A 22961-nucleotide genomic window follows, 5' to 3' on the forward strand; every position below is an offset into this window, starting at 1 on the left:
CCACGGCACCCCGGCACGGCGGCCCCGCCGAGACCGAGGCCAAGGCCGGACGCCAGGCGCCAGGCGCCAAACGTCAGACGCCAGGCGTCAGGCGGCCGCGTCGAAGCCCGTGTCGCGAGCCATCCGCTTCAGCTCCAGCAGCGCGTGCTTCTCGATCTGCCGTATCCGCTCACGGGTCAGCCCGTGCTCCTTGCCGACCTCGGTCAGCGTCCGCTCGCGGCCGTCCATGATCCCGTACCGCATCCGGATGATCGACGCCGTCCGCTGGTCCAGCTTGCCGATCAGATCCTCAAGGCCCTCGCTGCGGAGCAGGGTCAGGACGGACTGCTCGGGCGAGACCGCCGAGGTGTCCTCCAGGAGGTCACCGAACTGGGTCTCACCGGCGTCGTCCACCGGCATGTTCAGACTGACCGGGTCACGCGCCCAGTCCAGGACGTCCACGACGCGCTCCGGCGTGGAGCCCAGCTCGGTCGCGATCTCGACGGGCTCGGGCTCGCGGCCCTTCTCCCTGTTGAACTCGCGCTGGACGCGGCGGATCCGGCCCAGCTCCTCCACCAGGTGGACGGGGAGCCGGATGGTGCGGGACTGGTCCGCTATGGACCGGGTGATCGCCTGGCGGATCCACCAGGTGGCGTACGTGGAGAACTTGAAGCCCTTGGCGTAGTCGAACTTCTCGACCGCGCGGACCAGGCCCGCATTGCCCTCCTGGATCAGGTCGAGCAGGGGCAGCCCGCTGCGCGGATAGCGCCGGGCGACCGCCACGACCAGGCGGAGGTTGGACCGGATGAAGACGTCCTTGGCCCGCTCGCCCTCGGCGACGAGGGCCTCCAGCTCGGCGCGGCTGGCGCCGGCGGCGTCACTCTCGATCCCCTCGTCGAGGATCTGCCGGGCATACACGCCCGCTTCGATGGTCTGGGACAGCTCGACCTCCTTGGCGGCGTCGAGCAGCGGCGTCCGCGCGATCTCGTCGAGGTACATACCGACCAGGTCGCGATCGGCCGTCTCCCCGCTGACTGCGCGCGCACTGCCGGCCCGACCAGCGGTCCCCTTGCTCTCGGACTGGCGACGGGCGACGGCACGGGTTGCCATGCGAGCTCCCTTGCTGAGTAGGTCGCGACACCCTTCCGGGTGCCCTGCATCCGATGGAAACAACGACTGGAATCCGGACAGAATTCCCAGGCCCCTCGTCAATTTTTACGATCTTGCAGTATCCTGCCCGGCCACCAGGGGAGGGCAGCTCCCTGAAGGGGCGGGAGAAATGCAGGTCAGCCCCGTCACGGACGGTGCTTTCCCGCACTCGCCGCGCATGGCCACCACGGCCTCCATGAGACGTCCGTCACACGGGATCCCGTATCCGCCCATGGCCGCTCCCCCGGTCGCTCCCCCCCACCGGAAAGGACGGCCCGCACCCGCCCGATGGTTGCCTGCCCCTCGTCAGAGGCTCACGGGACGGGACGGCAGGTGGACGGGTACGAGGGGACTCGGCCCGCAGACGTAGGTCCCGGGCCCGTACCCGAGGGGTCCTCCGGCCCGTTACGGAGAGGTACCGCCGCTGCCTAGTCTCCACGCCATGGAGAAGCCCACGCAGACGCTCCATCGAGCTGAACGTCCCGTTCCTCCCACCGAGGCGACCGACCGCGTGACCAGCCGCGCGACAGACCGCGCGACCAGCCGCGTGACAGACCCCGCGACCGACCGCATGACCGGGCTACCCGTACTGCACCGAGCGCTTCGCCAGCCCCATCCAGAAGCCGTCGATCACGCTCCGCCCGCCGTCCAGCTCGTCCTGGGCGGCCCCGAGGGTGACGAAGAGGGGCGCGAAGTGTTCGGTCCTCGGGTGGGCGAGCCGGCCCGCAGGGGACTTGTTCTCGAAGTCGAGCAGGGCGTCGACGTCCGCCGCCGCGAGGGCCCGCTGCCCCCAGTCGTCGAACTCGGCGGACCAGGCCGGTACGCCGCTCTGCCGCAGCGCGGCGAGGTTGTGGGTGAAGAACCCGCTCCCCACGATCAGGACGCCCTCGTCCCGCAGCGGGGCGAGCCGGCGGCCGATCTCCAGCAGCTTTCCGGGGTCGAGCGTCGGCAGGGAGATCTGGAGCACCGGAATATCGGCGTCCGGGTACATCTCGACAAGAGGGACGTAGGCGCCGTGGTCGAGCCCACGGTCGGGCACGTCCTGTACGGGGGTGCCGGCGCGGCCCAGCAGCTTGCGCACGGCGCCGGCGAGCCAGGGGGCGCCCGGGGCCTCGTACCGCACCGTGTAGTACCGCTCCGGGAACCCCCAGAAGTCGTACACCAGCGGCAGCGTCGTGGTGGCGCCGAGGGCGAGCGGCGCCTCCTCCCAGTGGGCGGAGACCATCAGGACCGCCCGGGGGCGCGGCAGCCCGGCGGACCAGGCCGCGAGCTGTCCGGGCCACAGAGGGTCGTCCGCGAGCGGCGGCGCCCCGTGGGAGAGATAGAGCGCGGGCATCCGCCCACCGGAACTCCAGTCGGAACTCCAGTCGGATCCCCCGGAGCCCCCGGCATGCTCAGCACCGCTGCCGACACGGTCCGCACTGTGGTTCATGGCGTCCTCACAGCTCCACTCGCTCCAGCGTATCCATCGACCATTACTTGAAACTTAAAGCTAGAACCCATCATAAAGGTATGTAGTTCAACTTTCAATGACAGTCGTAGAGTGGTGTACATGAATACGGCATCCAAGTCCGGAGGCGACCTCGCCCCGCGCTGGCTCACCGACGAGGAACAGCGCGTCTGGCGCGCATACCTGCACGCGACCACCCTGTTCGATGATCATCTCGATCGTCAGCTCCAGCGGGACGCCGGGATGCCCCACATCTATTACGGGCTGCTCGTGCAGCTCTCGCAGGCCCCGCAGCGGCGCCTGCGGATGACCGAGCTGGCGATCGACGCCAAGATCACCCGGTCCCGGCTCTCGCACGCCGTCGCCCGCCTGGAGCAGAAGGGCTGGGTCCGCCGCGAGGACTGCGACACCGACAAGCGGGGGCAGAACGCCGTCCTCACCGACCTGGGCTTCGAGGTGCTGGAGCAGGCGGCGCCGGGGCATGTGGAGGCGGTCCGTCAGGCGATGTTCGACCGGCTCACCCCGGAGCAGGTGGAACGGCTCGGCGAGATCATGCGGATCATCGCCGAAGGACTCCAGCCGCAGGACTCGGGCGCGGACCTCCCCTGGCTCCGCTGACCGCCACCGGACGCCGCCCGCCGGCCGCCGGCCGCCAGGTGCCGCTACCGGCGCACACAGGTGTGCCCCGCCCGGAGGAACCGATCCCGGACGGGGCACACCTGCATTCAGTCGTTCAGTCGTTCAGTCGTTCAGTCATTCAGTCACGCGGCACGTACGTCAGCGGACTCAGTGGACTCAGTGGACGACGACGGGGATCTTGATCTCCTCGTCCGAGCCCTCGCCGTCGGCCGACACGGGGCCCATCTGCGGACGCCCGCTGTTGATCAGCGCGAAGGCGATGGCCGCCGAGGCGACCAGGATGCCGACCGCCCACCAGATCGCCGTGGTGAAGCCGTGCACCATGCCCTCGAACTGGAGCACCTGGGCATTGGTGGCCCCGGCCGCGTTGTCCTTGACGAACGCGGTCGTCGCCGACGCGGCGATCGTGTTCAGCAGCGCCGTACCGATGGCGCCGCCGACCTGCTGCGAGGTGTTCACCATCGCGGAGGCCACCCCGGAGTCCGCCGGGTCGACGCCGAACGTCGACAGCGACATCGCCGGCATGAACGCCGTACCCATACCGAGGCCCAGCAGCAGCTGCGCCGGAAGCACCACGGTCGTGTACGAGCTGGTCAGGTCGAGCTGGGTCAGCAGCAGCATGCCGAGGGCGGCCAGCAGGAAGCCGGGCGCCATCAGCAGCCGGGGCGCGACCCGGGTCATCAGCCGCGTACCGATCTGGGTGGAGCCCACGATCATGCCGACGACCATCGGCATGAAGGCGAATCCGGTCTTGACCGGCGAGTACCCACGGACCACCTGGAGGTAGTACGTGAGGAACAGGAAGAGGCCGAACATCGCGATGACGGCGAGACCCAGCGAGAGGTAGACACCGGCACGGTTGCGCTCGGTGAGCACCCGCAGCGGCAGCAGCGGGGCCTTCACCTTGGACTCGACGGCGACGAACGCGGCCAGCAGCACCACCGACAGGACGAACATGCCGATCGTCAGGCCGTCCGTCCAGCCGGAGTGCTCGGCGCGGGTGAAGCCGTACACCAGGGCCACCAGACCCGTGGTGGAGAGGATCACGCCGGGGACGTCGAGCGGCGAACGGTTGCGGGCGCCGCTCGGCTCCCGGATGACGAAGTACGCGCCGACGGCCGCGACCACGGCGAACGGGATGTTGACGTAGAAGGTCCAGCGCCAGTTCAGGTACTCGGTCAGGAAGCCGCCGAGCAGCAGACCCACGGCACCGCCACCACCGGCGATGGCACCGTAGATGCCGAACGCCTTGGCGCGCTCACGGGCGTCGGTGAACATCACCGCGAGCAGGGAGAGGGCGGCGGGCGCCAGCAGCGCGCCGAACACGCCCTGGAGGGCGCGGGAGGCCAGCATCATGGCCTCGGTGGTCGCGGCGCCGCCGAGTGCGGAGGCGATGGCGAAGCCCACGAGTCCGGCGACGAAGGTGCGCCGGCGGCCCCAGATGTCGGCGATCCGGCCGCCGAAGAGCAGCAGACCACCGAAGGCCAGGGCGTAGGCCGTGATGACCCACTGGCGGTTGCCGTCGGATATGCCCAGGTCCTGCTGGGCGGTGGGCAGCGCGATGTTCACGATCGTCGCGTCGAGCACCACCATCAGCTGCGCCAGGGCGATGAAGATCAGCGCCTTCCAGCGCTTCGGATCGGCCCCGGTGTCGCCCGGCGCGACGGAGGAGGAGGTTTTTGACATGGGTCTAGCCACCTAAGAGTACGAACGCATCAAAAACGGACAGTTGGCTGACAGGCGGGACGGACAGGGACAGCCGGGACGGACAGCCAAAGCAACAGCCAAAGCAACGGCCAAAGCGACATCCGAAGCGGCGTCCGAAGCGACATCCGGCGGACAGCCAGGGGAGGAGAAGGGGGCGACGGCATCGTGGATCAGGCCACGCCCGCCGGTCTACGGCTTGTTCACAGCGCCCCCACACTGGCTCCGCAGGTCACCCAGCGTCACCGGACTGCCGGTCAGCTCGGAGCGCGCGGGCGCTTCGAAGCCGTCGAGCAGGATGTCGAGGTGCCGGTGGACGAACCGGTCGAGGGTGGTGGGACCCGTCCCCGGCAGCGGCCGGGTGAGTTGGGAGAGCGCGACCACCAGATCCCCCAGTCCGACGTCGGACCGCATCCGGCCCGCGTCCTGGGCCCGCCGGACCAGCAGGCCGGCGGCCGCGTCGAGCCGTTCCCGGCAGGCGACCAGATCGGGATGGTGGTGGTCGAACGAGTCGGAGATCATCAGGCAGAGCGCGCCCATCCGCTCGTCGGCGGCGGCGTGGGTGAACTCCCGCAGCGCGACGAAGGGGTCGCCCCCGGACGCGAGGGCCGCCTCCGCGCGCGCCGTGGTGCTGGAGACCACCGCGAGCACGACCGCGTGGACCAGCGCGTCCCGGTCGGGGAAGTGCCGGTAGAGGGTGGCATTGCCGACGCCGGCCCGCCGGGCGACGTCGTCCAGCGGCACGGCGGAGCCGAACTCCACGAACAGCCCGCGCGCCGCCGCCACGATCCGCTCCCGGTTCCGCAGGGCGTCCGCCCTGGGCCGGGGCACACCGGGGCGCGCAGTCTCCGTGACCGTCATGGGTCCATCCCCCATCCGTCTCCCACCGCCGAAGCGGGGACCTTCTCCCCGTTTTCCGGGGCCGTGAGTGCAAACGGGGAAGAGATCCCCGCTTATTTCCCCATCCGCCTGTGACCCGCGTCACCCTCCCCGCCCACCCCCGGACGGACCACCCCGCGCGCGCCCGGCCGCCCGCCGCCACAGGCTGATCGGAAGCGCGGCGCGGAGGCCGCCCGGCAGAAGGCGGTGGGCGATATGCGGCGCGGAGGACGCCACCGGATACCCGGCCTGCGCCATGTCGGCACGCTCGCCGCTCTCACGGCCTTCGCCTTCGCCGCCCTCACTACCTCGGGCGGCACCCCCACCGCCCCCGTGCGCACCGCCCCGGCGGGCCCGGCGGCCGTCCCCGGCCGGCCCGGCGTCGGCCTCTGCCGCATCGCCCCGGGCGCCGGCATCCAGATGTCCGAGGGCATGCCGACCCCCGTCGGCTACTCCCGCTCCACCGGCGAGGTCCGCGCCCTCAATCTGATGATCGACTTCCCGGACGCCCCCGGCGAGGGCAAGGCACTGGACCGGCTGGCCGAATTCTTTCCCCAGACCTCGGAGTGGTTCAGCACGAGTTCGTACGGACGCCTCCGCTATCGGCCGTACTCACCCATACGCACCTGGCTCCGCATGCCGCTCCGGTTCGAGGAGTACGGGATAGAGCGGGGCGCCCCGTACGACCCCGCCTACCGCAAGCTGGTCGACGACATGATCACCGTGGCCGACCCGGACATCGACTTCAGCGCGTACGACCTGGTCAACATCCTGGTCACCCCCAACGCCGGGCCGTCCGCCCTGGACACCGTGCTCTCCGTGACCTTCTCCGGCAACGCCGAGGCCCCCGTCGCCGACGGCGTCCCCCTCGCCAACACGTCCTTCGTCTACAGCCGCCAGGACGACGGCTCGGGCACCCACGCCGAGACCGGCTACCGGGTCCTCCCCCACGAGAACGGCCACGTCTTCGGCCTGCCCGACCTCTACACCTCCGAGGGCGGCGCCTCCGTCGGCCACTGGGACATCATGTCCGAGGACTGGGGGGTCAACAACGACCTCCTCGCCTGGCACAAATGGAAGCTCGGCTGGCTCGACAACGAGCAGATCACCTGCGCGTCCGCCCCCGGCAGCTCCATCTACACCCTCACCCCCCTCTTCCGGCCGGGCGGCCGGAAAATGACCTACATACCGCTGACCGAGGATTCCGGTTACGCCGTCGAGGTCCGCGCCCGGGGCGGCAACGACGAAGCCGTCTGCGACCCCGGCGTCCTCGTCTACCGCGTCCACGGAGGCATCGACACCGGCGAGGGCCCGGTGACGGTCATGGACAGCGACCAGAACAGCGGCGGCTGCACCCGCCGCCCCAACGTCCACGCGGAACTCTCGGACGCGCCCTTCCAGCCCGGCGAGACCTTCACCGACCGCGAGCACGGCGTCAAAGTCGCCGTGATCTCCGGCAAGCAGGGCGAGTACCGGATACGCGTCACCCGCGCGTGAACAGCCCTCGCGACTCCCCCAGCTCGCCCAGCTCCCACAGTTCCCGCAGCTCGTGTTTGAGGATCTTCCCCGTCGGATTCCGGGGCACAGCGGCGAACGCCACCAACTCGGGCACCTTGAACGCGGCGAGCCGCCCACCCGCGTACGCCCGCAGCCCCTCCGCGCCCACCTTCGCACCGGGACACAGCTGCACCACGGCGGCGACCTCCTCGCCCAGCTCCGGATGCGGCACCCCGAACACGGCCGCGTCCTCCACCTCCGGGTGGCCCTGGAGCACCGCCTCGACCTCCACGCAGTACACGTTCTCGCCGCCCCGGATCACCATGTCCTTGAGCCGGTCCACGATGCTCACCCGGCCGTCGCACACGGTCGCCAGATCCCCTGTCCGAAACCAGCCGTCCCGGAACGCGGCGGCGGTCGCGGCCTCGTCCCGCCAGTACCCCCGTACGAGCGACTGCCCCCGCAGCCACAACTCCCCGACCTCGCCCTCCGCCAGCAGCTCCCCGTTCGGACCGGCGATCCGCACATCCACGGCGGGTACGGGCCGGCCCACGCTCCCCGGGTCCTCCCGGTACTCGTCGCCGTAGCTCGCGAGCACGCCGCCGCTGGTCTCCGTCAGCCCGTAGCCGTTGCGCGGCACGATCCCGGCCCCGACCTTCCGTACGAGATCGGGCGGCGGAGGGGCGCCGCCGGTACTGAGCACCTGGAGCGACTCCAGACCGCCCCGGCACTCGGCGGCGGCCAGCAGCTGGAGCGCGGTCGTCGGCACACCGGCGTACCCGGTGACGCGGTGCCGGGTGACCAGATCCAGCGCCCGGTCGGCGTCCCACTTGCGCATGAGCACCAGGGTTCCGCCGACGCCCATCGTCACGTACAGCGTCGCGAACGCGGCGACGTGGAAGAACGGGAACGTCATCAGCGTCACCGGCGCGGGCCCCTGCCCGGGAACCCTGCCCTCCGCGAGCGTCGCGGCGGCCCCGTAGAACTGGATGTGCCGGGCCGACCCCGCCTGCGCCAGCTGGGTCGCCACGGCGCCCTTGGGGCGGCCGGTCGTCCCCGACGTGTAGATGATGGTGGAGTCGTCCTCGGGCCGCACCTCCAGGAGCGGGGGCGCCTCCATCGGATCGGGCGCGGGGAAGTCCTCGTACCGCTCGACCCCGTCCCCGGCGGACCCGGTGACCTCGGCGTCCCCGGACCCGCCGTGGAACACCACCGTCCGGACCGTGTGCGCCCGCCGCCAGGCGTCCACCCGGGGCAGCCGCTCACCGTCCACGAGCAGCACGGAGGGGGTGCAGTCGTCCAGCGCGTACGTCAGCTCCGCCTCGGTCCACCAGGCGTTGAGGGGTACGGCGATCAGCCCGGCCAACTGAGTCGCCCAGAACGCGATCTGCCACTCGGGGTGGTTCCGCATCGCGATGGCGGCACGCTCACCGGGGCGCAGCCCGTACGTGTCGTGCAGCCGCCGCGCGAGGGCGCAGGAGGCGGTGAAGAACTCGCGGTAGGTGTAGGTGGCGGACTCCCCGACCAGGAACGGCCGGTCGCCGTAGGCCCAGGTGGTCTCCACGAACTCCTTGAGCGTGCGGGGGCCGTCGGCGTAGACGGGCACCCCGTCGTCGTCCCGTACGACCGCGAACGGCGCACCGGGTGCGCTGAGGGCGGCCTCGAACTCCCGGGCCTGCGACACGTTTACGCCTCCCGCCAGCGGCTTTCTCCGTCCGTCGGGCGACGCTATGCGGAGCCTCCGCGCCGGTCAAGGGACGCGAACAGGCCCCGGTCGCCGAAGGCTGACCGAGGCCTGTGGGGCCGTCTCTACGCCTCGCTGCGGGCCAGGCGTACGAAGGCGCGGAAGGCGCGGGGACCGACCATCAGGACGGGCCCGTGGGCCTGCTTGCTGTCCCGCACGGGGACGGTGCCGTGCGCGGCGGCGAACGCGGGCGCCCACTCGACGCAGTTGCCTTCTCCGCCACTGTGGCTGGACTTGACCCATACGCCGGCCTCGATCGCCGGCTGCGGACGGCTAGACATCGCCCCTGGCCAGCCGCACGAGACCGTCAAAGGCACGAGGGCTGACCATGAGCACGGGTCCGTGGGCCTGCTTGCTGTCCCGCACCGGAACCATGCCCCGTGCAACGGCGAACGCGGGCGCCCACTCGACGCACTCGCCTTCGCCACCGCTGTAGCTGGACTTGACCCATTCGAAGCTCATCTGCCGTACTCCTCTGCGACCTGGGTGATAAACGCCTGCGATTTCTCACACGGCAGGGCGGCAGCCCGCAACCGATCGTACGTCGCCTGGCTCTCCGTCACATCCCCACGGGAATCAGACACATGGCCGAGACCTAGGGTTTCCGAATAGAGGACGGTGGATCCGTCCTCCTGCGCAAATAGCGTGAACGGGAGATTGGACGCGGGGGCTCCGGCCACGAAGGGGAGAACCTGCACCGTGATGTTCGGACCCACCGAGTTCACGATGTGGTGCAGCTGCTCCGCCATCACCCTGCGACCCCCCACCACCGTGCGCAGCGTCGACTCATGCAGGATCGCCCACAGCAACGGCGGGGTGTCTCGCTCCATCACCTCGCGACGGCGCATCCGGTCGTCGATCCGTGCGGCTGTGCGCTCCTCCGACTCCCTCGGGAAGGCTGATTTGAAGATCGCTGACGCGTACGCGGGGGTCTGAAGCAGTCCCGTGACGGTGGAGTTGCTGTACTGAGCGATCTGCGTGGCCTCCCGCTCCAACTTCAGGAACGGGATGAACCACGAGGGATGGCCACCGCGCTCGGAGATCCGGACCAGCGTCCGCGCGAAGAACCCCGAGGTGTCGAAGAACGCGTCGCACTTGCGAGCGAATTCCGGCGACGGCTTCGCCTGCCCGTGCCGCACCTTCGAGACGTACGGTTCCTTGTACCCGGAGTAGGCCACCAGGTCCCGTGCCTTGGCGCCCTTGTGCCTGAGCGCTTCCTCGACTTCGCGCCCGAACCATTCCAGGCCGTTCGCCGGTTCGCCTGACGACTCGCGCATATGTTCAACTCCCTAACTTGTCCGCGCCATTTGGAAAGGGATTCCGCTTGGTGCCGGGCCCCTGGATGCGTCATTGTGGAAGAGCCAAGGGAAAAGCACCACCCGCATGGAAGGGAATTGGCCACCGGCATGCACACCACCCTCTACAGCTCCGCCATAGCCCTCGCGGCCCTGGCGGCACGGCGAGCGCGGGTACGGGCGCGGGTGCGGGAATGATCGACCGCAGGCCCGGACTTTCCCCCGGACGGGAATTCAACCCGTTCGATTTCGGTCCCTGCCACTGCCCGAACCCGTCCTGTCCGCTGAAAACGAACCGGCCGCCGGCGATCCCACGGAAGAAGTACTCGGACCGGCCCGCGCTGGAACGTCTGCGTGCGGAAATCCAGGCGGACATCGAAAGACGTCAGAGATTCGGCACATGGGGTCGCGACGGATTCTGAAAGGCGCCGCTCAGTGAAACGAAAGCGTATGCGCGCGCCCGAATGGCTGCCGTGGTCCTGTCTGCTCGCGGTGACGTGCCTGTCGTCCATAGGGCTGCTGGGCGCGGGCATAGCCGAACAACTCTGACGGTCAGAAAACGGCCGTCCGCCGCAGGACCGCCCGATCAAGTGCGACCACGCCTCCGCACCCCGGGCACGCGACGGACGGCACCCCCGGCCTGCCCCTTGCCCCTGCCCGGGCCGGGCCGGGGGAACAGGTGGGGCCCCGGCGCCGACCCCGCACCCGGCCACCGGGGCCCCACCCACACCCGTACGACGGGGACTACTTAGCGTCGCCCGCAGACCCCTCCGGCTTGACGTGCAGGAGGTCGCGGGCCTGGTTCGCGGCGCGGGTGATGCTCTCGCTGACGAAGTCCACGAAGCGGGCGATGTTCTCCAGGCGGACGGCGGCGGGGGTCTGGGGGCCGAGGACGCCGACGCCCTGCCGTGCGATCGCCGCGAGCTGGTCGATACCGCGCGCGCTGCCGATCATCGACTGGTACCAGACGTCGTCGTCCACGACATAGCGCTCGCGGCGGCGTTCGTCGCGTTCCCGGCGTACGAGGTCCTGGCTTTCGAGGAACGCGACGGCCTTGGAGACGGACGCGGGGCTGACCTGGAGCCGCTGGACGAGGTCGGACGCGGTGAGACTGCCGGAGTCGCTGGTGTAGAGGCAGGTCAGGACCCGGGCCATCATCTTGGGCGTGCCGTTCCGGATGAGGGCTTCGGTGAAGACGTCCTCGTACGCGCGCACGGCCTCCGCGTCCCGCCCATGGGCGAGCGGGGCCGCCTCCGCGCCTCCCCCTGTGGACTGCCGGCTCCGCTGCGCGCGGCTCCCGGTGGCGCGGTGGGCCGCGTCGGCGCGGTAGGCGGTGGGGCCGCCGTTGCGCATCACCTCGCGTGTGACGGTCGAGGTGGGGCGTTCGAGGCTGCGGGCGATCTCCGCGTAGGCGAGGCCGTCGGCCAGCCCCAGCGCGATCTGCCGGCGTTCCTGCTGGGTGAGCCTGCCTCCGGGCATCGTGATCTCCTCCGTGGTCCCTGGTCTCCGTAGCCCCCGCTGCTGCGGCCAGCATAGCGTTCACTCTCACCTCATTGCAACGCAACGACTCTCTGTCGTTGCGTTAGATGCCAACCCATTGCAACACTTTCTCCACTCTGACCTGCATCAATGCCCATCTTGCGCAACGATTACGTTGCCAGATTCCTGAATGCAACGTAGCGTTTCTCTTGCCAGAAAGAGCGAGCGCAAGGAGAGAACGATGCAGAAGTTCGACACCACCGCCCCCATCACCGCCGTCCTGGACATCCCCGCCGGAAGCGTCCGGCTGATCGCCGCCGACCGGATCGACACCACGGTCGAGGTCCTGCCCCTGAACGCCGCCAAGAGCCGGGACGTGGAGGCGGCCGAGCGGACCACGATCGGGTTCGCCAACGGTGTCCTGCGGATCGAGGCCGCGCCGCCGAAGAACCGGGTCCTCGGCAACCCGGGCGCCGTCGAGGTGACGGTCCTGCTGCCCGCCGGCTCCCACGTCGAGGCGAAGACGGCGGCCGTGGAGTTCCGGGGCGTCGGGCGGCTCGGGGACGTCACCTTCGACGGCGCGCAGGGCCCGGTGAAGCTGGACGAGGCCGCCGGCGCCCGGCTCACCCTCCTCTCCGGTGACATCGAGGTCGGCCGCCTCGGCGGGACCGCCGAGATCAGCACCCAGAAGGGCGACGTCACCGTCACCGAGGCCATGGGCGGCACGGTCACCCTGCGCACCGAGTACGGCGACCTGTCGGTCGGCGCCACCCGGGGCGTCTCCGCCTCCCTGGACGCCGGGACCACCAGCGGCCGGATCCACAACGCGCTCACCAACACCGGCGACAGCACCGGCCTCGCCATCCACGCGACCACCGCCTATGGCGACATCACCGCCCGCAGCCTCTGAACCGCCCGCGCCCAGAGAACTTCCGAGACCTCAGGAGTCCCGACCATGACCAACCTGGCCATCGCGGCGAACGGGCTGCGCAAGTCCTACGGCGACAAGACCGTCCTGGACGGAGTCGACCTGGCCGTCCCCGAGGGAACGATCTTCTCCCTGCTCGGCCAGAACGGCGCCGGGAAGACCACCGCCGTCAAAATCCTCTCCACCCTGATCGGCGCGGACGCCGGGGACATCCGCATCGGCGGCCACGACCCGGCCACCGACCCCCGGGCGGTACGGTCCGCGATCGGCGTCACCGGCCAGTTCTCCGCCGTCGACGGCCTGATCACCGGCGAGGAGAACATGCTGCTCATGGCGGACCTGCACCACCTCTCCCGCAGCGAGGGACGGCGCACGGCCGCCGAACTCCTGGAGCGCTTCGACCTGGTGGAGGCCGCGAAGAAGCCCGCGTCCACCTACTCCGGCGGGATGAAGCGCCGTCTCGACATCGCGATGACGCTGGTCGGCAGCCCCCGGATCATCTTCCTGGACGAGCCGACCACCGGCCTGGACCCGCGCAGCCGCCACAACATGTGGCAGATCATCCGCGATCTGGTCTCCGGGGGCGTGACCGTCTTCCTCACCACCCAGTACCTGGAGGAGGCCGACCAGCTCGCCGACCGCATCGCGATGCTGAACAACGGCAGGATCGCCGCCGAAGGCAGCGCCGAGGAGTTGAAGCGGCTCATTCCGGGCGGACATGTCCAGATCCGGTTCACCGACCCCACCGCCTACCGCGCCGCCGCCACCGCACTGCGCGAGGTCACCCGCGACGACGAGGCACTGGCGCTGCGGATCCCCAGCGATGGCAGCCAGCGCGAGTTGCGATCCCTTCTGGACTGGCTGGATTCAGCCGGTGTCGAGGCGGACGAGCTGACCGTGCACACCCCCGACCTCGATGACGTGTTCTTCGCCCTGACCGGCCCCACCCCCACCGCCGCCCCCACCGCCGTCCCCGCCGCCGTCCCCGCCGCCCGCAAGGAGACCGTCCGATGAGCAGCACCCTGACCCTCGCCGTCCGCGACTCGACCACGATGCTGCGCCGCAACCTCCTGCACGCCCGGCGCTACCCGTCGCTCACGCTGAACCTGCTGTTCACGCCGATCATGCTGCTGTTGCTGTTCGTCTACATCCTGGGCGACACGATGAGCGCGGGCATCGGCGGCGGCGGTCCGGACCGCGCCGCGTACCTCGCGTACGTCGTCCCGGGCCTGCTGCTGATGACCATCGGCAGCACGGTGATCGGAACGGCGGTGTCCGTCTCCAACGACATGTCCGAGGGCATCATCGCCCGCTTCCGGACGATGGCGATCCACCGCCCCTCCGTGCTCGTCGGGCACGTCGTCGGCAGTGTGCTCCAGTCGATCGCCAGCGTGGTCCTCGTCGGCGCGGTCGCCGTCGCCCTCGGCTTCCGGTCGACGGACGCGACCGCCTTGGAGTGGCTGGCGGCCTTCGGCCTGCTGGTGCTGTTCGCCCTGGCGCTCACCTGGATCGCGGTCGGCATGGGCCTGGTCAGCCCGAACGCGGAGACGGCCAGCAACAACGCGATGCCGCTGATCCTGCTGCCGCTGCTGTCCAGCGCGTTCACCCCGGTCGACTCCATGCCGGGCTGGTTCCAGCCGGTGGCCGAGTACCAGCCCTTCACTCCTGCCATCGAGACCCTGCGGGGCCTGCTGCTCGGCGGCGAGATCGGCCACAACGGATGGCTGGCGGCCGCCTGGTGCGTCGGCCTCACGGTCCTCGGCTACTTCTGGTCGACGTCGACTTTCAACCGTGACCCGAAGTAATCGCCATGCCGACCGCCTCCCCGGACAGCACAGAGCCCCGGACCCCCTCGTGGGGGATCCGGGGCTCCGGCGTTACGGGACCGTCCGGCTCAGCTCGGCTGAACCCGGCTCAGGTCGTCGTACGGCGGCGACGGCCACCCGGCCGGCGCTCGGACGGGCGCAGCACGTGCTCCCCCGCCTCCACCGCCGCGCGGCGGCGCGCGGCGCCGAACTCGGCGAGCGCTTCCGCCAGCCGGTGCACGGACGGCTCGGGCGACAGGACGTCCACCCGCAGCCCGTGCTCCTCGGCCGTCTTCGCGGTCGCGGGACCGATGCACGCGATCACGGTGACGTTGTGCGGCTTGCCGGCGATGCCGACGAGGTTGCGCACGGTCGAGGACGAGGTGAACAGGACCGCGTCAAAGCCGCCGCCCTTGATCGCCTCGCGGGTGTCGGCCGGCGGCGGCGACGCGCGCACGGTCCGGTACGCGGTGACGTCGTCCACCTCCCAGCCCAGGTCGATCAGGCCCGCGACCAGGGTCTCCGTCGCGATGTCGGCACGCGGCAGGAAGACGCGGTCGATCGGGTCGAAGACCGGGTCGTACGGAGGCCAGTCCTCCAGCAGGCCCGCCGCCGACTGCTCGCCGCTGGGCACGAGGTCCGGCTTCACACCGAAGTCGATCAGGGCGCGGGCGGTCTGCTCGCCCACCGCCGCGACCTTGATCCCGGCGAACGCGCGCGCGTCGAGCCCGTACTCCTCGAACTTCTCGCGGACCGCCTTGACGGCGTTCACCGAGGTGAAGGCGATCCACTCGTACCGCCCGGTGACCAGGCCCTTGACGGCACGTTCCATCTGCTGCGGCGTACGCGGCGGCTCGACGGCGATCGTCGGGACCTCGTGCGGCACGGCACCGTAGGAACGGAGCTGGTCGGAGAGGGACGCGGCCTGCTCCTTGGTGCGGGGCACGAGGACCCGCCAGCCGAAGAGGGGCTTCGACTCGAACCAGGCGAGCTGGTCGCGCTGTGCCGCGGCGCTGCGTTCGCCGACGACGGCTATCACCGGACGATGTCCGTCCGGGGACGGCAGCACCTTCGCCTGCTTGAGGGTCTGCGCGATGGACCCGAGCGTCGCCGTCCAGGTCCGCTGCCGGGTGGTGGTGCCGGCGACGGTCACGGTCAGCGGGGTGTCGGGCTTGCGGCCCGCCGCGACCAGCTCGTTCGCGGCGGCGGCCACGGAGTCGAGGGTGGTGGAGACGACGACGGTGCCATCGCTCGCGCCGACCTCGGTCCAGCAGCGCTCACTCGCGGTACGGGCGTCCACGAAACGGACATCCGTGCCCTGGGCGTCCCGCAGCGGGACACCCGCGTACGCGGGCACGCCGACAGCGGCCGCGATACCGGGGACGACTTCAAAGGGAATCCCCTCGGCGGCGCAGGCGAGCATCTCCTGCCCGGCGTCGCCGTCGAGACCGGGGTCGCCGGCCACCGCTCGGACGACCCGCTTGCCGCCCCGCGCGGCCTCCATGACAAGATTGACCGCATCCCTGATTGCAGGGATTCCGGCGGCTGTTGACGCATCGTCAACAACCGTCAGCTCCGGCGCGCTGACGCTCGCCCGCGCATGGCCGCGTACCACGTCGAGCACATCAGGCTCGGCGATCAGTACATCGGCCCCCGCGAGTGCCTCGACAGCGCGCAGGGTCAGCAGTCCGGGATCGCCGGGACCGGCGCCGAGGAAAGTGACGTGCCCGTGTGCCGAGAACGCCGAGGACGGGTTGGTGGTGGGGCTCAATGTGCTCGCTCCCCCATAAGACCGGCCGCACCCTTGGCGAGCATCTCGGACGCGAGTTCGCGACCGAGCGCGATGGCGTCGCCGTGCGACGTGGGTACGGGACCGGTGGTGGACAGCTGCACCAGCGTCGAGCCGTCGGTGGTGCCGACGACGCCGCGCAGGCGCATTTCGGTGACAACCTCCTCCTCGCCCAACAGGTCGGCGAGCGCACCCACGGGTGCGCTACAGCCGGCCTCCAGGGCGGCGAGCAGGGAACGCTCTGCGGTCACGGCGGCCCGGGTGAGCGGGTCGTCCATGTCCCCCAGAGCGGCGGCGAGGTCCGCGTCGGACGCGGCACACTCGATCGCCAGGGCCCCCTGGCCGGGGGCGGGCAGCATGAAGTCCTCCGACAGCACGTCGGTGACCTCATCGGCCCTTCCGATGCGGTTCAGCCCGGCCGCGGCGAGTACCACCGCGTCGAGTTCCCCGCTGTGGACGTATCCGATCCGGGTGTCGATATTGCCCCGGATCGGCACGGTCTCCACGCGCAGACGGCGCGCGCGGGCGTACGCGTTCAGCTGCGCCATGCGGCGCGGCGAACCGGTCCCGATCCGGGCCCCGTCGGGGAGCCGGTCGAGGGTGAGGCCGTCGCGCGCGATGAGCACATCACGCGGGTCCTCGCGCGGCGGCACGGCCGCCAGCACGAGGTCGTCGGGCTGCGCCGTCGGGAGGTCCTTGAGCGAGTGAACGGCGAAGTCCACCTCACCCCGGGCCAGCGCCTCGCGCAGCGCGGCGACGAACACACCGGTGCCGCCGATCTGTGCGAGATGCTCGCGGGACGTGTCCCCGTACGTGGTGATCTCGACCAGTTCGACGGGACGTCCGGTCAGTCGGCGCACCTCCTGAGCCACTTGTCCGGACTGGGCCATGGCGAGCTTGCTGCGCCTGGTCCCCAGCCTCAGTGCCCTCTCGGTCATACGCGTCCTCGGTTCTTGACGTCTGCGTCATTCAGGTCGGCCCGGCTGACGGAGGCGACCGTCTCCGGGTCGAGATCGAAGAGAGTCCGCAGCGCGTCGGCGTACCCGGCGCCACCGGGCTCGCTGGCCAGCTGCTTCACCCGCACGGTGGGCGCGTGAAGGAGCTTGTCGACCACGCGGCGGACGGTCTGGGTGATCTCCGCGCGCTGCTTCTCGTCCAGCGCGGGGAGCCGCCCTTCGAGCCGGGCGATCTCACCGGCGACGACATCGGCGGCCATGGTGCGCAGGGCGACCACCGTCGGCGTGATCCGGGCGGCGCGCTGGGCCGCGCCGAAGGCGGCGACCTCGTCGGAAACGATCCGGCGCACCTGGTCGACGTCGGCGGCCATGGGCGCGTCGGCGGAGGCGTCGGCCAGGGACTCGATGTCGACCAGCCGGACGCCGGGGATCCGGTGCACGGCGTGGTCGATGTCGCGGGGCATGGCGAGGTCGAGGAGGGCGAGCCGCACGGGGCCGCCGCCGTACCCGGCACCGGCCGCAGGCACGCGCGGGGCGGCGGGACGGTCGGCGTTCTCCAGCCACAGGCCGTGCTGGGCCAGCTCACCGGGGGTGTGCTGGTCGTCCAGGCCGACGGGGCAGGTGTCGGCGCCCTCGCCCGTACCCGATCCCGTACCCGTGTCCGCGTCGGCGGTCAGGGGCACGGCGACCGTCTCCACGGAACGGTCGTGCACCCGCCCGTCACGGGCGGCGGTCGCGGCGAGCCGGGCGACCAGGCTGCCGTCGGGCGCGCGCAGGTCGGCGGGGAGCGCGGGGGACGGGACCACGGCGGACGCGGCCGTCCGGGAGGCGGCGAGCGCGGTGACCACGGCGTCGGCGGTCAGGACGAGACCGGTCGCACCGGTGCAGGACACCACCGCGTCGGCACGTGTCAGCTCGTCGGCGACCGAGGACATCGGGACGGCTCGGGCGACGACGGCACCGGACGCGGAGAGCACGTCGGCCAGCCGGGAGGCCCGCTCCAGCGTGCGGTTGGCGATCACCAGCTCGCGCACGCCCAGGCGCGCGAGGGTGGTCGCGGCGAGCGAGGACATCGAGCCGGCGCCGATGACGAGCGCCCGCTTACCCGCGACCCACTCCGCGACGTCCGCGCCCTCTCCCTCGGCGAGTTGTTCGAGACCAAAAGTGACGAGCGACTGCCCGGCACGGTCGATCCCGGTCTCGCTGTGGGCGCGCTTGCCCACCCGGAGGGCCTGCTGGAAGAGATCGTTGATCAGCCGCCCGGCGGTGTGCAGGACCTGCCCGCGCGCAAGGGCGTCCTTGATCTGGCCGAGGATCTGGCCCTCGCCGACGACCATGGAGTCCAGCCCGCAGGCCACCGAGAAGAGGTGGTGGACGGCCCGGTCCTCGTAGTGGACATAGAGATAGGGAGTCAGCTCCTCCAGACCCACCCCGCTGTGCAGGGCGAGCAGGGTGGACAGCTCGGCGACTCCCGCGTGGAACTTCTCCACGTCCGCGTACAGCTCGATGCGGTTGCAGGTGGCAAGTACGGCCGCCTCGGCGGCCGGCTCGGCGGCCAGGGTGTCCGCGAGCAGCTTGGCCTGCGCGTCCGCCGAAAGCGAGGCACGTTCCAGGACGCTCACCGGCGCGCTGCGGTGGCTCAGTCCGACGACCAGGAGACTCATGCGGGCATCACGGCGGGCATGTCCCCGTCAGGTCCCTTCCGGCCCTGGGCCGCGGACTCCTCGCCGGCCTTGCGCTGCTCGTGGAAGGCGAGGATCTGGAGTTCGATCGACAGGTCGACCTTGCGCACGTCGACGCCCTCCGGCACGGAGAGCACCGTGGGCGCGAAGTTCAGGATGGAGGTGACACCGGCGGCGACCAGGCGGTCGCACACCTGCTGGGCGGCGCCGGCGGGGGTGGCGATCACGCCGATCGACACCCCGTTGTCGCTGATGATCGTCTCCAGCTCGTCGGTGTGCTGGACGGCGATGCCGGCGACGGGCTTTCCGGCCATCGCGGGGTCGGCGTCGATGAGCGCGGCGACGCGGAAGCCACGGGAGGCGAACCCGCCGTAGTTGGCGAGGGCGGCGCCGAGGTTGCCGATACCGACGATGACGACGGGCCAGTCCTGGGTGAGGCCCAGCTCGCGGGAGATCTGGTAGACGAGGTATTCCACGTCGTAGCCGACACCGCGGGTGCCGTAGGAGCCGAGGTAGGAGAAGTCCTTGCGGAGCTTGGCGGAATTCACGCCCGCCGCCGCCGCCAGCTCCTCGGAGGAGACCGTCGGGACGGAGCGCTCGGAGAGCGCGGTCAGCGCCCGCAGATACAGCGGGAGCCGGGCGACCGTGGCCTCGGGGATTCCTCGGCTGCGAGTCGCCGGTCGGTGATTTCGGCCAGTTGCCACGGTGCTCCTGCGGGATGAGCGAGGCTCTGGGCGGCCAAGTGTTCCCAGACCGCCCCGTCGACAGCAGGCTATGTCTTTGTGAACGCGTGCACAAAGATGGTGTCCGTTTTGTCCGAGCAAAGTGATCGGGGTCACGCGCTTTGTCCGCGTAAACATGGAACCGCGAGCCGCGCCGGACCGTTCGTGGGACGAAGGTCGCAAAGCAGGACACACTCCTCAGGTATCGGCCCGCAGGACGCTCCACTGTGCCCCGGTCCCCCCGCATCCCGATAGTGCCGTGCTTGCTGAGGATGGGTTCACTCCCGGAGCGCTCCAGCGCCGATGCGGGGACAGGGGCGGGGCAACCGGGGGGCAGAGGACCGGAGGGTCCGGTTCCGCCGGCTCCGTCAGCCGGTCAGCTCGCGCCGCAGCCGCTCCGCGTCCACCCGCCAGAACGTGTGCTGCTCACCGTCGACCAGCACCACCGGGATCTGCTCCCAGTACTGCCGGTGCAACTCCTCGTCGCGGCTGATGTCCTTCTCCTCCCAGGCCGCGCCCGTCTGCGCGCAGACCGTCTCGACCACGCTGCGGGCGTCGTCGCACAGATGGCACCCCGGCTTCCCGATCAGCGTGACCACGCGCTCGCCGGGCTTCTTCTTCGTACGCCGAAAGAGAGGACTCATGCTCCCCATTCTCGTCCCTGGTTCCGGGACGGATCGTCGACAGAACGGGGACGGGACCGGGGCCGGACGGCCTCCCCCACCCTGTCCACGGAGCCCGCGCCCGGAGAGTTCACCCCCGCGTCCCCGGGCGGGGCGGGCAGGGCCGAACGGACTGGCTATGCTCGCCCCATGGCCGGACTGGGATGGCTCACCCCCCGTAGGCGCTCCGCGACCGCCCGGAGTGTCCTCGCAGGCGAGGCGGCAGCCGAGGCAGCGCGCAAGACCTCGCAGCAGCTGGAAGCGGAGGAGCGGGCCGCGGCGCCCGCCGAGGAGGGCGAGAGCCCGTTCCCCGTGGAGGGGGACGAGCGCGCGGCGGCCTTCTTCGACCTCGACAACACCGTGATGCAGGGCGCCGCCCTCTTCCACTTCGGCCGGGGCCTGTACAAACGGAAATTCTTCCAGCGCAGCGAGCTGGCCCGGTTCGCCTGGCAGCAGACCTGGTTCCGGCTGGCCGGCGTCGAGGACCCCGAGCACATGCAGGACGTCCGCGAGTCCGCGCTCTCCATCGTCAAGGGCCACCGGGTCTCCGAGCTGATGAGCATCGGCGAGGAGATCTACGACGAGTACATGGCGGACCGCATCTGGCCCGGCACCCGGGCCCTCGCCCAGGCGCACCTGGACGCGGGACAGAAGGTGTGGCTGGTGACGGCGGCACCGGTGGAGACCGCCACGATCATCGCCCGCCGGCTGGGGCTGACCGGGGCCCTGGGCACCGTCGCCGAGTCGGTCGACGGCGTCTACACCGGCCGGCTGGTCGGGGAGCCGCTGCACGGCCCGGCGAAGGCCGAGGCGGTCCGGGCGCTCGCGGCGGCCGAAGGGCTCGACCTCGCGCGCTGCGCCGCGTACAGCGATTCGCACAACGATATTCCGATGCTGTCGCTCGTCGGCCATCCGTACGCGATCAACCCGGACACCAAGCTGCGCAAGCACGCGCGGGAGCGCGAGTGGCGGCTGCGGGACTACCGGACCGGCCGCAAGGCGGCCAAGGTCGGCATCCCGGCGGCGGCCGGGGTGGGGGCGCTGGCGGGCGGCACGGCCGCCGCCGTGGCCATCCACCGCCGCCGCCGCTGACACCCCCTCCCCCTTCACCCCCTCCCCCTTCACCTCCTCCTCCCTTCACCTCCTTCGCCGGTCACCCTCCGCTGCCGGTGCACCGGTCGGCCGGTCCGTTGATGTCCTGATCCGGTGATCGGCCGGTCCGTCAATCCTTCGATCCTTCGACACGCTGATGTGGCGATCCGCCGGCTCCCGCCGCCTTCCGGCCCGGCGGCGCCGCTCCGGGACCGGCCCGCCACGGCGGCGCCCACGCCCTCATGGGCGTACGCGGGGCGGACGCGCCCGGACGGCACGCCGGACGGGTGCGCCGCCCCCGATACCGGAACTCCCTGCCGTACCGTTCCGCCTTCCCCCGAAGAGACGGAAATCGATCAAATTCGATCAACATCCGTTCACAATTAGTTACTTATTCTGTCCCTAAAGTGGCAGGGAAGTGACGGAAACGGTGATTTGAGCAACTGGGTGTAGCACTGCCTTTACGAAGCGTTATTCTCCTCAGACGCACACGCGGACTCACCAGTCGCCACAACGGGTGATGGGTACCGCACTGCTCGTGATGGAAGCTCTGCCTCTGGGAGTCCCGTGTACCCACACGTCGGGGTTGACGCCTCGGGCCTGGCTACGCTCCGCGCGGCGGTCCTCGACCACTTGCGCGGCTATGTCCCTGCCGCGCACCACGTCCCCGCCCTCGCCCTGCCCCGCCTCGCCACCAGTGGTCCCCCCACCACCATCTGTTACGCCCTGGCCGACGGATTCAAGGAGAGCCCGGCCCGCGGCGCCGTCGTGGAGGGACGGCGCCCGACCGGTGGCCGGGTCGCCAGACGCGGCCGCAGCGGGCCCGGCGCCCCCACGACCACCCGTCGGCCCAGCGCCGACAGCGACAGCGCCCGCATGATGGAACTGGTCGAGCGGGCCCAGGCCGGGGAGGCCGAGGCCTTCGGCCGGCTGTACGACCAGTACAGCGACACCGTCTACCGCTACATCTACTACCGCGTCGGCGGAAAGGCGACGGCCGAGGACCTCACCAGCGAGACGTTCCTGCGCGCCCTGCGGCGCATCTCCACCTTCACCTGGCAGGGCCGCGACTTCGGCGCCTGGCTGGTGACCATCGCCCGCAACCTGGTCGCCGACCACTTCAAGTCCAGCCGCTTCCGGCTGGAGGTCACCACGGGCGAGATGCTCGACGCCAACGAGGTCGAGCGCAGCCCCGAGGACTCCGTCCTGGAGTCCCTCTCCAACGCCGCGCTGCTGGAAGCCGTGCGGAAGCTCAACCCCCAGCAGCAGGAGTGCGTGACCCTGCGCTTCCTGCAAGGACTGTCGGTCGCCGAGACCGCCCGGGTGATGGGCAAGAACGAGGGCGCGATCAAGACCCTCCAGTACCGCGCCGTCCGCACCCTGGCCAGGCTTCTGCCCGACGATGCCCGCTGACCTGCACCGCCTCCCTCAGCCGACCTCAACCCACCATCGGTGACGCCTCGATGACGCACTGGTCCGATCATCCTCCGCGCGTAACCCAAGTGCCGCG

At 70.8% G+C, this 22961-nt stretch carries 21 protein-coding genes; 7 read left to right on the top strand and 14 right to left on the bottom strand.

What is annotated here, in order from left to right; translation table 11 throughout:
* Window positions 1-87: 87 nt before the first annotated feature.
* Both SYYSPA8_RS34735 and SYYSPA8_RS34740 read right to left on the bottom strand, forming a co-directional pair.
* The gene (locus SYYSPA8_RS34735; protein ID WP_323451430.1) at window positions 88-1089 is read right to left on the bottom strand and encodes a sigma-70 family RNA polymerase sigma factor; all 1002 of its coding nucleotides are present in this window, start codon (window positions 1087-1089) and stop codon (window positions 88-90) included.
* A 619-nt stretch (window positions 1090-1708) separates the two neighbouring features.
* Window positions 1709-2464, bottom strand: a complete 756-nt coding sequence (locus SYYSPA8_RS34740; RefSeq protein ID WP_323451431.1) for a dioxygenase family protein — start codon at window positions 2462-2464, stop codon at window positions 1709-1711.
* Window positions 2465-2680: 216 nt separating this feature from the next.
* Here SYYSPA8_RS34740 and SYYSPA8_RS34745 point away from each other — a divergent pair, with 216 nt between their 5' ends.
* Window positions 2681-3196: a MarR family winged helix-turn-helix transcriptional regulator gene (locus tag SYYSPA8_RS34745; protein WP_323451432.1), complete on the top strand. Its 516-nt coding sequence runs from the start codon at window positions 2681-2683 to the stop codon at window positions 3194-3196.
* A 177-nt stretch (window positions 3197-3373) separates the two neighbouring features.
* On the opposite strand, the gene SYYSPA8_RS34750 is transcribed toward SYYSPA8_RS34745, so the two are convergent.
* Complete coding sequence (locus SYYSPA8_RS34750; RefSeq protein ID WP_323451433.1) at window positions 3374-4903, bottom strand: MFS transporter; 1530 nt, start codon at window positions 4901-4903, stop codon at window positions 3374-3376.
* Between the two features lie 210 nt (window positions 4904-5113).
* On the bottom strand, window positions 5114-5782 hold the full coding sequence (locus SYYSPA8_RS34755; protein ID WP_323451434.1) for a TetR/AcrR family transcriptional regulator: 669 nt from the start codon (window positions 5780-5782) through the stop codon (window positions 5114-5116).
* 234 nt (window positions 5783-6016) lie between these two features.
* Between SYYSPA8_RS34755 and SYYSPA8_RS34760 the strand changes: the two genes are divergently transcribed.
* The gene (locus tag SYYSPA8_RS34760; RefSeq protein ID WP_323451435.1) at window positions 6017-7297 is read left to right on the top strand and encodes a M6 family metalloprotease domain-containing protein; all 1281 of its coding nucleotides are present in this window, start codon (window positions 6017-6019) and stop codon (window positions 7295-7297) included.
* On the opposite strand, the gene SYYSPA8_RS34765 is transcribed toward SYYSPA8_RS34760, so the two are convergent.
* The 5 genes from SYYSPA8_RS34765 to SYYSPA8_RS34785 form a co-directional block, all read right to left on the bottom strand.
* Entirely contained in the window at window positions 7284-8981 is a 1698-nt protein-coding gene (locus tag SYYSPA8_RS34765; protein ID WP_323451436.1) for a class I adenylate-forming enzyme family protein, read from the bottom strand. The genes SYYSPA8_RS34760 and SYYSPA8_RS34765 overlap by 14 nt on opposite strands.
* A gap of 125 nt (window positions 8982-9106) precedes the next feature.
* Window positions 9107-9322 carry a DUF397 domain-containing protein gene (locus SYYSPA8_RS34770; RefSeq protein WP_323451437.1) on the bottom strand — a complete coding sequence of 72 codons (216 nt, stop codon included), beginning with the start codon at window positions 9320-9322 and terminating at the stop codon, window positions 9107-9109.
* On the bottom strand, window positions 9315-9503 hold the full coding sequence (locus SYYSPA8_RS34775) for a DUF397 domain-containing protein (RefSeq protein WP_323451438.1): 189 nt from the start codon (window positions 9501-9503) through the stop codon (window positions 9315-9317). Before SYYSPA8_RS34775 ends, SYYSPA8_RS34770 begins: the two co-directional genes overlap by 8 nt.
* Window positions 9500-10318, bottom strand: a complete 819-nt coding sequence (locus SYYSPA8_RS34780) for a DUF5753 domain-containing protein (RefSeq protein ID WP_323451439.1) — start codon at window positions 10316-10318, stop codon at window positions 9500-9502. Before SYYSPA8_RS34780 ends, SYYSPA8_RS34775 begins: the two co-directional genes overlap by 4 nt.
* 762 nt (window positions 10319-11080) lie before the next feature.
* Complete coding sequence (locus SYYSPA8_RS34785) at window positions 11081-11815, bottom strand: GbsR/MarR family transcriptional regulator (protein WP_323451440.1); 735 nt, start codon at window positions 11813-11815, stop codon at window positions 11081-11083.
* Window positions 11816-12056: 241 nt separating this feature from the next.
* Here SYYSPA8_RS34785 and SYYSPA8_RS34790 point away from each other — a divergent pair, with 241 nt between their 5' ends.
* The 3 genes from SYYSPA8_RS34790 to SYYSPA8_RS34800 are packed head-to-tail and all read left to right on the top strand — an operon-like array spanning window position 12057 to window position 14548.
* Entirely contained in the window at window positions 12057-12725 is a 669-nt protein-coding gene (locus tag SYYSPA8_RS34790; RefSeq protein ID WP_323451441.1) for a DUF4097 family beta strand repeat-containing protein, read from the top strand.
* Between the two features lie 45 nt (window positions 12726-12770).
* Window positions 12771-13757 (top strand): ATP-binding cassette domain-containing protein, encoded by a 987-nt coding sequence (locus SYYSPA8_RS34795; protein WP_323451442.1) that lies wholly within the window; start codon window positions 12771-12773, stop codon window positions 13755-13757.
* Complete coding sequence (locus SYYSPA8_RS34800; protein ID WP_323451443.1) at window positions 13754-14548, top strand: ABC transporter permease; 795 nt, start codon at window positions 13754-13756, stop codon at window positions 14546-14548. Before SYYSPA8_RS34795 ends, SYYSPA8_RS34800 begins: the two co-directional genes overlap by 4 nt.
* Before the next feature lie 109 nt (window positions 14549-14657).
* Here SYYSPA8_RS34800 and SYYSPA8_RS34805 read toward each other — a convergent pair whose 3' ends face one another.
* From SYYSPA8_RS34805 to SYYSPA8_RS34825, 5 genes are all read right to left on the bottom strand, one after another.
* On the bottom strand, window positions 14658-16319 hold the full coding sequence (locus SYYSPA8_RS34805) for a bifunctional uroporphyrinogen-III C-methyltransferase/uroporphyrinogen-III synthase (protein ID WP_323451444.1): 1662 nt from the start codon (window positions 16317-16319) through the stop codon (window positions 14658-14660).
* Window positions 16316-17275: a hydroxymethylbilane synthase gene (hemC, locus tag SYYSPA8_RS34810; protein ID WP_323451445.1), complete on the bottom strand. Its 960-nt coding sequence runs from the start codon at window positions 17273-17275 to the stop codon at window positions 16316-16318. The genes SYYSPA8_RS34805 and hemC overlap by 4 nt, the downstream gene beginning before the upstream one ends.
* Window positions 17272-18957 carry a glutamyl-tRNA reductase gene (locus tag SYYSPA8_RS34815; RefSeq protein ID WP_323451446.1) on the bottom strand — a complete coding sequence of 562 codons (1686 nt, stop codon included), beginning with the start codon at window positions 18955-18957 and terminating at the stop codon, window positions 17272-17274. The genes hemC and SYYSPA8_RS34815 overlap by 4 nt, the downstream gene beginning before the upstream one ends.
* Window positions 18954-19679: a redox-sensing transcriptional repressor Rex gene (locus SYYSPA8_RS34820; RefSeq protein ID WP_323451447.1), complete on the bottom strand. Its 726-nt coding sequence runs from the start codon at window positions 19677-19679 to the stop codon at window positions 18954-18956. The genes SYYSPA8_RS34815 and SYYSPA8_RS34820 overlap by 4 nt, the downstream gene beginning before the upstream one ends.
* A 386-nt stretch (window positions 19680-20065) precedes the next feature.
* Entirely contained in the window at window positions 20066-20341 is a 276-nt protein-coding gene (locus tag SYYSPA8_RS34825; RefSeq protein WP_323451448.1) for a glutaredoxin family protein, read from the bottom strand.
* 168 nt (window positions 20342-20509) lie between these two features.
* Here SYYSPA8_RS34825 and SYYSPA8_RS34830 point away from each other — a divergent pair, with 168 nt between their 5' ends.
* Both SYYSPA8_RS34830 and SYYSPA8_RS34835 read left to right on the top strand, forming a co-directional pair.
* The gene (locus SYYSPA8_RS34830) at window positions 20510-21451 is read left to right on the top strand and encodes an HAD family hydrolase (RefSeq protein ID WP_323451449.1); all 942 of its coding nucleotides are present in this window, start codon (window positions 20510-20512) and stop codon (window positions 21449-21451) included.
* A gap of 567 nt (window positions 21452-22018) precedes the next feature.
* A complete protein-coding gene (locus SYYSPA8_RS34835; RefSeq protein ID WP_323451450.1) occupies window positions 22019-22864 on the top strand; it encodes an ECF subfamily RNA polymerase sigma factor, BldN family in 846 nt (281 codons plus the stop codon).
* Window positions 22865-22961 lie beyond the last annotated feature (97 nt).

The sequence above is a fragment of the Streptomyces yaizuensis genome (assembly GCF_034961445.1).
GTDB lineage: Bacteria > Actinomycetota > Actinomycetes > Streptomycetales > Streptomycetaceae > Streptomyces > Streptomyces yaizuensis.